The 12,269-nt window shown below is 58.4% G+C and carries 11 protein-coding genes; 4 read left to right on the top strand and 7 right to left on the bottom strand.

What is annotated here, in order from left to right; translation table 11 throughout:
• Window positions 1-33: 33 nt before the first annotated feature.
• The 5 genes from ACYBHZ_RS04540 to cysQ all read right to left on the bottom strand — a co-directional run bounded on the left by ACYBHZ_RS04540 (window position 34) and on the right by cysQ (window position 4,884).
• Entirely contained in the window at window positions 34-1,050 is a 1,017-nt protein-coding gene (locus ACYBHZ_RS04540; RefSeq protein ID WP_460273008.1) for a glycosyltransferase family 2 protein, read from the bottom strand.
• Window positions 1,051-1,206: 156 nt separating this feature from the next.
• Window positions 1,207-2,193, bottom strand: coding sequence for a UDP-glucose 4-epimerase GalE (galE, locus tag ACYBHZ_RS04535; protein WP_460273007.1), 987 nt, complete (start codon window positions 2,191-2,193; stop codon window positions 1,207-1,209).
• Between the two features lie 9 nt (window positions 2,194-2,202).
• Window positions 2,203-3,099: a UTP--glucose-1-phosphate uridylyltransferase gene (locus tag ACYBHZ_RS04530; RefSeq protein ID WP_460273188.1), complete on the bottom strand. Its 897-nt coding sequence runs from the start codon at window positions 3,097-3,099 to the stop codon at window positions 2,203-2,205.
• A 187-nt stretch (window positions 3,100-3,286) separates the two neighbouring features.
• On the bottom strand, window positions 3,287-4,087 hold the full coding sequence (locus ACYBHZ_RS04525; protein ID WP_460273006.1) for a 3-deoxy-manno-octulosonate cytidylyltransferase: 801 nt from the start codon (window positions 4,085-4,087) through the stop codon (window positions 3,287-3,289).
• The gene (gene cysQ, locus ACYBHZ_RS04520; RefSeq protein ID WP_460273005.1) at window positions 4,087-4,884 is read right to left on the bottom strand and encodes a 3'(2'),5'-bisphosphate nucleotidase CysQ; all 798 of its coding nucleotides are present in this window, start codon (window positions 4,882-4,884) and stop codon (window positions 4,087-4,089) included. Before cysQ ends, ACYBHZ_RS04525 begins: the two co-directional genes overlap by 1 nt.
• Before the next feature lie 129 nt (window positions 4,885-5,013).
• On the opposite strand from cysQ, the gene ACYBHZ_RS04515 reads away from it, so the two are divergent.
• A complete protein-coding gene (locus ACYBHZ_RS04515; RefSeq protein ID WP_460273004.1) occupies window positions 5,014-5,829 on the top strand; it encodes an ABC transporter permease in 816 nt (271 codons plus the stop codon).
• Window positions 5,830-5,834: 5 nt separating this feature from the next.
• On the opposite strand, the gene ACYBHZ_RS04510 is transcribed toward ACYBHZ_RS04515, so the two are convergent.
• Window positions 5,835-6,413, bottom strand: coding sequence for an alpha-ketoglutarate-dependent dioxygenase AlkB family protein (locus ACYBHZ_RS04510; RefSeq protein ID WP_460273187.1), 579 nt, complete (start codon window positions 6,411-6,413; stop codon window positions 5,835-5,837).
• Between the two features lie 244 nt (window positions 6,414-6,657).
• On the opposite strand from ACYBHZ_RS04510, the gene dnaK reads away from it, so the two are divergent.
• The 3 genes from dnaK (at window position 6,658) to radC (ending at window position 10,673) form a co-directional block, all read left to right on the top strand.
• Entirely contained in the window at window positions 6,658-8,583 is a 1,926-nt protein-coding gene (gene dnaK, locus ACYBHZ_RS04505) for a molecular chaperone DnaK (protein ID WP_460273003.1), read from the top strand.
• Between the two features lie 73 nt (window positions 8,584-8,656).
• The gene (gene dnaJ, locus ACYBHZ_RS04500) at window positions 8,657-9,811 is read left to right on the top strand and encodes a molecular chaperone DnaJ (RefSeq protein WP_460273002.1); all 1,155 of its coding nucleotides are present in this window, start codon (window positions 8,657-8,659) and stop codon (window positions 9,809-9,811) included.
• Window positions 9,812-9,905: 94 nt separating this feature from the next.
• Window positions 9,906-10,673: a RadC family protein gene (gene radC / locus ACYBHZ_RS04495; protein ID WP_460273001.1), complete on the top strand. Its 768-nt coding sequence runs from the start codon at window positions 9,906-9,908 to the stop codon at window positions 10,671-10,673.
• On the opposite strand, the gene ACYBHZ_RS04490 is transcribed toward radC, so the two are convergent.
• The gene (locus ACYBHZ_RS04490) at window positions 10,664-12,235 is read right to left on the bottom strand and encodes a phosphate ABC transporter substrate-binding/OmpA family protein (RefSeq protein ID WP_460273000.1); all 1,572 of its coding nucleotides are present in this window, start codon (window positions 12,233-12,235) and stop codon (window positions 10,664-10,666) included. The genes radC and ACYBHZ_RS04490 overlap by 10 nt on opposite strands.
• Window positions 12,236-12,269: the final 34 nt, after the last annotated feature.

The following is a 12,269-nucleotide window of genomic DNA, read 5'->3' as shown; positions in this document are numbered from 1 at the left end:
AAACAGTCTGACGCGCCTTGTGGCCCGCGCTTCTCAGGCGGACCAAGCCCCGCGGCTCATCAGTCCAAGAGCCTCAAGTTGTTGCCAATTCACGAAAGCAACAGACGCCTCATCCCACAGCGTCGGCCCCGCGATGAGCGCATCGTAATAGGCACCGAACTGGTCCGGCTCGGCGAAATGTTGTTTGCGGGTCTTTTCCTCGACGGATTTTTCCACCGCCACAGGAAGAAATTTACTGTGCAGCAACACACCACACAGACGCGTCTCACCGGGGCCGTCATAGGCGTGATTGAAGCGGCTCGGCAGGATCGCATGGGTCGAATTGCTATAGGCGTAGCGCAGATTCCATTTCACCAGAGGCAGTTTGTTGAGCGTCGGACCGCGTTTCGGATCATCCGCGAAAAACACCCTCTCGCGCACGCCGCCCTGAACCCAGAGATTCTCTTTCGGCTCTTGCCGTGTGGCCCTGTATGGCCCCGCATCGAAATGCGTCAGCACTTCGCAAGGGCTCTGACCGCTTGCATAAGTCTCTTCGTTGATCGGCCCCTTGGGGTAGAGATCAAGCATCATCGCGCCCATCGCATCCGCCCCCTGCTGATCGAGAAAAAGGGTCAAATCCTGCAGGGTTCGGGTCTCATGGAAGGGGTAAATCAAAAGCTCATCGGCATCGAGCGTCAGGCACCATTTACCGCGCGCGTATTTCATCTGCAGCCAGGTGCTCCAATCGAGACCAAAGCGCGACGCCTTATAGCTCGCCCCCGTGGACCAGAGAGAAACGTCGGGCTGCGCGGCAAGAAGCGCCTGCGTGCCGTCGGTGCTGTTATTGTCGATAAAGAGAAACTGCGTCACCCCGAGGCGACGGTGATGCTCAAGGAAATAGGGCAGTCGCAGCGCCTCATTGCGCACCACAGAAACACAGAGGATCGCATCCGGCGTGATCGAGGCAGTCCGGTCTGAGACAAGCTTAAGCGCATGCCGCGCCCGAAAGGCGCGCCACAACAAATGCCGTCTCAACACACGCAGCTTGTACCTCTGCCAAACCCGGCTCAAACCTGTTCCTTCCGCCAAAACATTTTTCGTTTCATCTGACTCAGATTGAGCGAAAGACGTTATCACACCACATTGATATTGCTGCGTTTCTCAAAAATTGAGTGTCTCAAGTTCTTGAGAAACGCTTTAGCTCAGAAGCAAGTTAGATGAGTTCGATCATTTGTCATAGTGGCCCGTTTGATGCCAACGCCAGGCATCCCCGATCATCTGCGACAAATTCGACCGGTCCGGTTGCCATCCAAGCTCCGTAACCGCGCGCTCTGAGCCGGAGACGAGCTTCGTGCAATCGCCGGCACGGCGCTCCCCTTCCACGTAAGGCACCTCTTTGTTGGTGACAGCGCGGGAATGATCGATCACTTCGCGCACCGAAAAGCCTTTGCCGGAGCCAAGGTTGAAGACACGGCTTCCCTTCCCGTCCTCAAGCCATTTCAGACCCAAAACATGCGCATCGACAAGATCGCAGACATGCACATAGTCGCGGATACAGGTGCCGTCGGGCGTGTCGTAATCCGTGCCAAAAATGGTCAGAGCCGCCCGTTTGCCGGAAATCGCATCCAGCATCAGCGGGATGAGATGCGTCTCGGGCTGGTGGAATTCGCCCACCTCCGCCTCCGGATCACAGCCCGCCACGTTGAAATAGCGGAAGATCACCGCGTTCAGACCAAAGGCCTGTTCGAAGTTTTCGAGAATGTCCTCGATCGCGCGTTTCGAGGCACCGTAGGAGTTGATCGGCATCTGAACCGAGTCTTCGTCCAGAACCACATTGTCCTGATCACCATAGGTCGCACAGGTCGAGGAAAAGACCACATTCATGCAGCCCGCCGCCACCGCCGCCTCGATCAAGGTGAGCGACCCGATGACATTGTTGCGCCAGTATTTTCCCGGATCCTTCATGCTTTCGCCCACCTGCGAGAAGGCGGCGAAATGCATCACGGCGACGGGTTGATACTTGGCGAAGACCTCATCGAGCCGCGCGCGATCCAGAAGATCGCCCTGCTCGAAAGGTCCGAATTTCACGGCATCCTCCCAACCTGTGGACAGGTTGTCGAAGGTGACGGGAAGATAGCCAGCGGCCCGCAACGCTTTGCAAGCGTGTGAGCCGATATAACCGGCCCCGCCAGTTACGATAACAGACTTGGCCATCTTCGTGCCTTACTCCGCCGCCGAGCGTAGGGCGGAGAGTTCGTCGAGATATTCCTGAAGCTCATCGTGCAGATCATCGCGCGACAGACCGAAGGAAATCGTCGCCTGCAAGAAACCGGCTTTGGAACCACAGTCAAAGCGCTGACCGGCGAACCGGTAACCGTAGACGCCGCGATCCGTTCCGATTTCATCGGCGATTGCATCGGTCAATTGGATCTCACCGCCCGCACCCGATTTCATCTGGTTCAGGTTGGTCATCACCGCCGGATCGAGAATGTAGCGACCGATCACAGCGAGGTTCGACGGTTCAGTGCCCGGCGCGGGTTTCTCGACCATGCCTTTGACAGACACGGCATTGCCCATGTCCTCTTTCACGTCGAGCACACCGTAAGCGGACACCTTGTCTGCGGGGACTTCCATCGCCGCGACCATCGAGCCGCCGAGATCTTCGTAAGCTTCGACCATCTGCTGCAGACAGGGTTTTTCTGCCGCGATCACGTCATCCGGAAGAATAACCGCGAAGGGTTCGTTCGGATCGAGCAGGCGGCGCGCACACCACACAGCATGGCCGAGACCCAGCGCTTTATGCTGGCGGATATAGGCGATGGCACCGCTGTCCATATTGGTGTTTTCCAACACCTCAAGCAGCTTGTCCTTGCCCTTCTTGCGAAGCTCCTGTTCCAGCACAGGCGAATGATCGAAGTAATCCTCAAGCGCGCCTTTGCCGCGCGAGGTGACGAAGATGAATTCCTTGATCCCTGCCGCACGCGCTTCGTCGATGGCGTATTGAATCAGGGGGCGATCGACCAAGGTCATGATTTCCTTCGGGATAGATTTGGTCGCAGGCAAAAAACGCGTTCCAAGACCAGCCACCGGGAAAATCGCTTTGGTCACTTTCCGTTTCATCATGTCTCCTTCGGCTCTCACTCATGAGCCATTCAAATTTCTTAGGTCCGAGCTGACCTTAAAGGCTGCGGCACGGATTTTCAGTACCGCGCCCCAGCATTCACACAGGAATTCTACAAATATGCAACCCTGCCTGCTTCACACAGGCAGACGATGAAAATTTGAGCAAATTATCGCTGAAATCCGCTTATGCGACGTCCATTTCGGCCAACATCGCCTCAATTCGCGGCACATCTTCGGGGTTGTTCAGCTCCCAAAACTGTCGTCCACGCGCCTCAACCTCGACACAGAGCACCGGGCGCTCCTGTTCGAGAAAACGAAGTTGCTCCAATCCTTCGAGACCTTCCAACGGCCCCATCGGCCATTTCGGATAGGCGCCCAGCGCTGAGGGCCGATAGGCATAGACGCCCACATGGTGGAACACCGGCGTTTCATCGCCATCCGCATAGGTGGCCGAGGTGTAGGGAATCACTTCCTTCGAGAAATAGAGCGCCTTGTGATCGGACCCGAAAACAGCCGTGGTGCCGCCGACACGACCCGCGCGACGGTCCTCAAGGAACCCGTTGAGCGCACGCCCATCGCATCGGAGCACAGGTGTCGCCACTTCGGCCGTCGGATGCGCGCGCAGGCCCGCAACCAGATCTTCGACGAACCAAGCGGGGGTCAGGGGCGCGTCGCCCTGAAGATTGACGATGATATCGTAGCCGCCGCCGAGATTTTCCAAAGCCTCCGCACAACGCTCCGTCCCGTTGGCGCAAGTCTCAGAGGTCATCACAACCTCCGCGCCGAACGCCTCCGAAGCCTCACGAATGCGCGCATCATCCGTCGCCACAAAGACACGGTCGACACCCTTGGCCGCAACAGCCGCTTCCCAGCTGCGCTGGATGAGAGACTTTTTCTCTCCGGTGGCCCCCGTCAATTCGACAAGAGGCTTGCCCGGATAGCGGGTGGAGGCAAAACGCGCGGGGATAACGATGAGAACGGACATCAGGCGTCTTTCAAGTCAACGCCTGGGGCATAGGCGATAAAGAACGGGTTGGCGTAATCGGCTTTGCCATAGGTCAGCGGCGCATGATTGTCGAAACGCACGACATCTCCACCTGCGCCCAGCAAAACGGCATGGCCTGCGGCGGTGTCCCACTCCATCGTGCGCCCGACGCGCGGATAGAGATCGGCTTCGCCAGTGGCCACGAGACAGAATTTCAAAGACGAGCCCGCAGATTTGCTGTCCTTGGCCTTGTATTTGGCAAGGTAATCTTCGGTCGCCTGATCGCGGTGGGATTTCGAGGCGACGATCATCAGCGCCTCATTGTCCGGCGTGGACACGGAGATTTTTTTCATCTCACCCTGCACATCTGCGGAGAAGGGACCGATTTCCTCGTAGGACTGGCCGGACGCATCCGTGATGAACAGACGATCGCGCGCTGGCGCATAGACCACACCGCGCAGCGGCACGCCCTTTTCGACATAGGCGATGTTCACCGTAAAGTCGCCCCGGCGTTTGATGAATTCTTTGGTGCCGTCGAGCGGATCGACGATCAGGAACGTGTCTGCTTTCAGATCATGCGAAGCGGCCTGCTCTTCGGTGATCAGGGTCACATCCGGAAATGCCGCGCGCAAACCGGCCGAAATCAACGCGTCCGCCGCTTCGTCGGCTTCAGTCACCGGACTGGCATCGGATTTGGTTTTGACCTCGAAATCGTCCGAATTGTAGATCTCCATGATCTTGTCCCCTGCCTCAATGGCAAGCTTGCGCATCACCGGGATGAGCTTGTCAAAATCCATATCCTGCTCCTGTCTGACGTCACACTCGTTTTCATTGAAAGAAAACAGCAACAACCTTATGCTATGAGCTTATGGGAACGGCAAGAAGTCCCTGCGACACGGGCATGATTCAAACACAGGACCCAGTAGATGTTTCACTCTTCCAGAAGTCAAAGCGGCTTCTACGCAGCTCTGACCATTCTGCGCCTGATTTTTGTGAATACCGTTCGCCATGTCCGTAAAACAAACGGCAACCCTTTGGTCGGCTTACTTCTCAGCATCTCTCAGGCTCTGGTCATGGTGGTCGTGTTCGTCTTCATGTACACGATCTTCGGCGTCAAAAACGTATCGATCCGGGGAGATTTTCTACTCTATATCATGTCCGGGATTTTTCTGTTCCTGACACATAACAAGGCTCTCATCGCCGTCGCCGGGTCCGAAAGTGCGACCTCGCCCATGATGCAGCACGCGCCAATGAACACCGCGATTGCCATTGTTTCCGCGGCATTGAGCTCTCTTTATATCCAAGTTCTCTCGATCAGCGCCATTCTATGCGGATATTCTCTAGGATGGGGCACTGTGACCTTCCAGAACTTGACTGGCGCTTTCGGCATGCTGCTTCTGGCTTGGGCCTCCGGCGCATCAATCGGTATGGTTTTCCTCGCCGCCAAACCCTGGGCACCGGGCTTAACCCAGCTTGTGCAACAGATTTACACTCGCGCGAACATGATCACCTCTGGCAAAATGTTCGTGGCGAACCAGACGCCCGCATATATGATCGCCATGTTCTCCTGGAACCCGCTGTTTCACACCATCGACCAAGCGCGCGGGTTCATCTTCGTCAACTACAACCCGCACAAAAGTTCCATCGTCTATCCGGTCGTTTTCACGCTGATCTTCCTGACAATCGGACTTCTGGCGGAATTCTTCACCCGCAAGCGCGTCTCGCTCAGCTGGGGGCGCTAGAGCGTTCAGGTGACCACCCGCAAGGTCAGATTGATGCGCCCGCCTTTGGCGAGCAGCCGACTGCTCCCGCTCTTGAGCCGGTCAATCCCGTGATAAAGCAGGCGGGATTCTCCCGTCATCACCAGAACATCGCCCGAAGACAGCCACACGCTCTCCGTCTTGCCGCCTCGCGTCAGGTTGCCGACCCGAAACAAAGCATCGTCCCCAAGCGAGATCGACACCACGGGCTGATCGAAATCCGCCTCGTCCCGGTCCTGATGCATCCCCATCTTCGCGCTCTCATCGTAGAAATTGATCAGACAGCATTCCGGCTCTCTCTCCGTCTGCGAAACCTCCCTCCAGACATCTCGGACAATCTTCGGAATAGCCGGCCAACTCACGCCCGTGGGATGTGTCTCGCTATAACGGTAGCCCCGCCGATCCGACACCCAGCCGAACCGCCCCGCAGACGTCATGCGCACGGACATCGCTTTTCCCGACGGGGTGACCGGGCGAAACAGCGGCGCTTCGCGCAGAACGTCGCGTAAGGTTTCCACCAAAACACGCTGCTCCTCCGGCACGATCATGCCCCGGAACAGTTTCATCCCCCGGATATCAAACGGCTGTTGTTTTAACATGTGGCGTTCAGTTTCGCTCTTCTCGTGGCAATGACTCGATTTTTCCACACCTGACCCCCCTTGCACAACTTGCAGGCACCAAAACCCATCCTTATATACCCCGAGAAGCTTTGATCGGACTGAGTATCAGCCCGGTTGAAATCACTGGGATCGACGGCGGACGCCGCAATGGGTCCAACGTCATAACATCGCCTTAGAGAGGATTTTGAGCATGGCCAAAGTCATCGGTATCGACCTCGGGACCACCAACTCCTGCGTTGCCATCATGGATGGTTCGCAGCCGCGTGTCATCGAGAACTCCGAAGGGGCGCGTACCACGCCCTCCATCGTCGGTTTCACCGACAGTGAACGCCTCGTGGGTCAGGCAGCCAAACGTCAGGCTGTCACCAACCCCGACAACACCATTTTCGCCGTTAAACGTCTGATCGGCCGTCGCATCGGCGACGCAGCTGTAGAGAAGGACAAGCAGCTTGTCCCTTACGCCATCGTCGATGGCGGCAACGGCGACGCTTGGGTGGAAGTGCGCGGCGACAAATATTCCCCGTCGCAAATCTCCGCTTTCATCCTTGGCAAAATGAAAGAAACCGCCGAGTCCTACCTCGGTGAAGAAGTGACGCAAGCCGTCATCACCGTTCCGGCCTACTTCAACGACGCTCAGCGTCAGGCCACCAAGGACGCAGGTAAAATCGCGGGCCTCGAAGTGCTCCGCATCATCAACGAGCCGACCGCGGCTGCGTTGGCCTACGGCCTCGACAAAGAAGACACCAAAACCATCGCCGTGTATGACCTCGGCGGCGGCACCTTCGACGTGACCGTGCTCGAACTGGGCGACGGCGTGTTTGAAGTGCAGGCCACCAACGGTGACACCTTCCTCGGTGGTGAAGACTTCGACATGCGCATCGTGAGCTACCTCGCGGATGAGTTCAAAAAAGAGCATGGCGTCGATCTGACCAAAGACAAAATGGCGCTGCAGCGTCTGAAAGAAGCAGCAGAAAAAGCAAAAATCGAGCTGTCCTCTTCGTCGCAGACCGAGATCAACCAACCGTTCATCTCGATGGACCCGTCCACCGGCACCCCGCTTCACCTCGTGGTCAAACTGACCCGTGCAAAACTGGAAAGCCTCGTGTCCGACCTGATCAAGCGCTCGATGGATCCGTGTAAAGCCGCTCTGAAAGACGCTGGCCTGAGCACCTCCGACATCGACGAAGTCGTTCTCGTCGGTGGTATGACCCGTATGCCGAAAGTCATCGCTGAGGTGACGAAATTCTTCGGCAAAGAGCCGCATAAAGGCGTGAACCCGGACGAAGTGGTCGCCATGGGCGCCGCCATTCAGGCCGGTGTGCTTCAGGGCGACGTGAAAGACGTTCTGCTGCTCGACGTGACCCCGCTGTCGCTGGGTATCGAGACGCTGGGCGGTGTTTTCACCCGTCTGATCGACCGTAACACCACGATCCCGACCAAGAAGTCGCAGATCTTCTCCACCGCCGAAGACAACCAGTCCGCTGTGACCCTGCGCGTCTTCCAAGGTGAGCGCGAGATGGCTGCCGACAACAAGATGCTCGGTCAGTTCAACCTCGAAGGTATCCCGCCGGCACCGCGCGGCATGCCGCAGATCGAGGTGACCTTCGACATCAACGCCGACGGTATCGTTGAAGTGGGCGCCAAAGACAAAGGCACCGGCAAAGAGCAACGGATCACAATCCAAGCCTCCGGTGGTCTGTCGGACGACGACATCGAACAGATGGTCAAGGACGCCGAGGAAAACGCCGAAGCCGACAAGAAACGCAAGGATCTCGTCGAGGCGAAAAACCAGGCCGAGAGCCTCATCCACTCGACCGAAAAGTCGATGGAAGAGCATGGCGACAAGGTCGACCCGACCACCATCGAGGCGATCGAACTGGCCATCGCAGCGCTCAAAGATCAGCTGGAAACCGAAGACCCGGACAAAATCCGCTCCGGCATCCAGAACGTGACCGACGCGGCCATGAAACTCGGCGAGGCCATCTATAAGGCCGAGCAGGAGAAATCCGGCGCGGCTGAGCCTGACATGGACGACGCCGACCAAGGCCCGTCTTCTGTCGATGACGATATTGTCGATGCCGATTTCGAAGATCTCGACAACGACAAACGTTCGTAAACCGTAATCGCGGACACGATCGACCGGTCCGGGCATCCGGGCCGGTCATCGCGTTCCAAAAGGAGTAAACTCCATGGCAAAACGCGATTATTACGAGGTGCTCGGCGTCGATAAAAGCGCGGACGCGGGCGAGTTGAAGAAAGCCTATCGCAAAAAGGCGATGGCATTTCACCCCGACCGCAACAAGGACAACCCCGATGCGGAAGCCAAGTTCAAGGAAGTGAACGAGGCTTACGACACGCTCAAGGATCCCGATAAGAAAGCCGCTTACGACCGCTTCGGTCATGCTGCCTTCGAACAGGGTGGCATGGGCGGCGGACGTCACGGTGGCGGGTTCGGCGGCGGTCAGGGCGATTTCTCCTCGGCCTTCTCCGATGTGTTCGACGACTTGTTCGGCGACTTCATGGGCGGTCAACGCGGTGGCGGTGGTCGGCCGCGCGCTCAGCGTGGCTCCGATCTGCGCTACGACATGCGGGTCACACTCGAAGACGCGTATAAAGGCGTACAGAAAACCATCAACGTCCCGACCTCCGTGGGCTGCACAAGCTGTGACGGCACCGGGGCTGCAAACGGGGCTGAGCCGCAAACCTGTCCGACCTGTGGCGGGATGGGCAAAGTCCGTGCGCAGCAAGGCTTCTTCACGGTCGAACGCACCTGTCCGGCCTGTGGCGGTCTTGGGCAAACGATCAAGGATCCTTGCCCCGATTGTCACGGCGCAGGTCGTGTGGAGAAAGAACGCTCGCTGTCGGTCAACATCCCGGCAGGTGTCGAAACCGGAACGCGTATCCGTCTCGCCGGCGAAGGCGAAGCGGGGCTGCGGGGCGGTCCGACGGGCGATCTCTACATCTTCATCGAGGTGCGTCCGCATCCGATCTTCGAACGTGATGGCGTCAACCTGCACTGCACCGTTCCGGTCTCCATGGCCACGGCGGCGCTTGGCGGCGACATCGAGGTTCCGACCATTGATGGCGGTCGCTCGCGGGTGAAAATCCCCGCCGGTAGCCAGTCCGGTCGCCAGATGCGCCTGCGCAGCAAAGGGATGCCAGCCCTGCGCGGCGGCGGGCAAGGTGACATGTTCATCGAGCTCGCGGTGGAAACGCCTGTGAACCTCACCTCGAAGCAGAAAGAACTGCTTCAGGAGTTCGAAAAGCTCGCCGAGGACAACAACCCGGAAAGCTCCTCCTTCTTTAAGAAGGTGAAGAATTTCTGGGATGATATGACCAGCTAAGATCATAAGTCAGGGCGCTTCGGCGCCCTTTCTTCATGGCGGGTCTTAAGAGCTGTTAACTACTTTTTCAGCGAATCGGGCCACGGTTCCCCATATGACCACGCCCGCAACCCCCTCCGCATTTCGGGAAATGCCCGACTGGCTCTTCGATCTCGACGAGGCCCGCCCGGTTGCGCTTCCCTCTCGCCCGCCAAGCTACCTGCGCAATCACAGCAAGCATTTGCAGGAAAGATTGTTCGACGGCGGCGCACAGGCGATGCCGGATTACGAATTGCTGGAACTTCTGCTCTACCGCGCCCTGCCACGCGCCGATGTGAAACCGATTGCCACCGCGCTCATTGAGACGTTCGGGGACTATAACCGCGTTATCTCCGCCCCGATCCCACGCCTGACCGAGGTTGAAGGCGTCGATCTCGCGGTCGCTCAGGAGCTCAAGATCGTCGAAGCCGCCGCCCACAGGCTCGCGCGCGCCCGGATCATGCAGCGGCCGGTCATCTCAAGCTGGGAGGCGGTGCTCGACTATTGCCACACCACGATGGCCCATCGCGAGACCGAACAGTTTCGCATCCTCTATCTGGATTGCAAAAACATCCTCATTGCCGATGAGGAACAAGCCAAAGGCACGGTTGATCATGTGCCCGTCTATCCCCGCGAGGTGATGAAACGCGCGCTGGAACTGAACGCTTCCGCGCTGATCTTGGTGCACAATCACCCCTCTGGCGATCCGACACCGTCACAGGCGGACATCAACATGACGAACCAAATCCGGGACGCCGCCGAGACGATGGATATTCAGCTTCATGATCATCTGATCATCGGCAAATCCGTGGAACTCAGCTTCCGCGGCTCGGGTTATCTCTGATCGCGGACCCAGACCTCGACACGGCGATTGAGAGAGCGGCCCCAGGCGATATCGTCACAAGCGAGTGGCATGGCCTCTCCGAAGCCTTCAGCCGTAAGAGACACATAGTCCTCATCAAACGCCTCCCCCATAGCCTGACGCACAGAGCGCAGCACCGTATCGGCCCGTCGCTTCGAGAGACCCTTGTTCACGGAGGCTGGCCCCTGCCCATCAGAGAACCCGGCAAAGATCAGGGCGTGACCATCGAAAACACCCGCTTCCAAAAGCTCCGCCAGAAGATGCACGTTCGAGCGCGATTGCGCGTCCAGCACGGTAGAGCCGCCTTCGAACCGGAAGCCAAGCGTGAGCCGTTTCGCGCCTTGGAAGGCGGCGGTCACAGATTGCAGATCTTCGAGAGAAATCTCCTCGCCCGCATGGGTGATCGCATTCGCGAAACGCTGCCCCTGATCGCGGAAGCTCAGGGCCTCGACGCCCTGATCCACGAAATGCGTGCGCGCGACCACCGTCTGCGCCGCAGGGGAGCGCACGAAGGACAGAAATTCACGCGCCAGCACCGGCAGACGCCGCGCGGGCGTGTAGAGGAACACGGGACGGGTCAGCGGGTAGTCTTCGGTCTTGATGTCGGAGGGCATCGCCTCGGCTTCAAACCCACAAGCGCCGCTCAGCCCCAGAGGCTTGACCGCACCGCCCTCGGACACGCGCCCAAGCCCGATTGCATAGGGGTCGGCCTCCACAGCCGCGACAAGGTCCGCGTAGCTGTCATGCAGCGTCACAAGCCCCTCTGGCGGCAGGACACCGCGCCCCAAGATCATGCGACGAAATTCGCTCCCCTCGCGCAGATCGTCACGCATCAGGTGAAGGACGACCGGGGCGTCGGCGCCGCCCAGCTCCTGCCAATTCGTAATCTGGCCCGTATAGAGAGCCGCCAAATCCGACAGAGACAGCCGCTCAATGAGGTTCGAGCGAGAGACGACGGGGATCAGCGCATCCAGCGCAACAACACGGGCGCGCAGCGGGTCGGACAAATCCCCAAGCCCAGCCTCAAGCGCCAAGGCTCTTTCCTCCGGCGCAATCTTGCGCAGCGACAGAACCATGTCTGTGTTCTCGGCCACAAGGTCCGCGAAGCCCTCGGCGCTGGAGGTTTCCGACAGCAAAAACTCCCCAACCGTCAGATCGTTTTCCGCATCTGCCAAAACCATAGACTGCAGGCCTTCTTCCGGCGTGCTGGTCGCAACCGTGTAGCCGTTGCGCATCGCAAAAGCGGAAATCAGCGCGGGGAGAAGCGTACCCGTCGCCTCCGCATCGCCGGACAGACGCACCTGTGCGTAATAGCCTTCAAGATCTGGACAGCCCGGCCCCTCACAGCGCACACCGGAGCTATCAACGGTCAACACGCCAAGGTCGGTATCGACCCGGTAGAATTCCCCGTCAAAACTCAGAAACGTACCGTTGATCGAAATACTCCCGTCGCGGGACAATAGATTCACGTCCTGCGCAAAACTCGCAAAGGGCAGCAAAAGCACCAGACACGCGGCGATACCGCGCAAGGAAAATTTCAGCATGGCAGTAAGTCTCTGCGTCTTGGAAACGGAGCCA

The organism is Celeribacter sp. ULVN23_4 (assembly GCF_054788345.1).
This window is presented reverse-complemented; position numbering and strand designations above follow the sequence as displayed.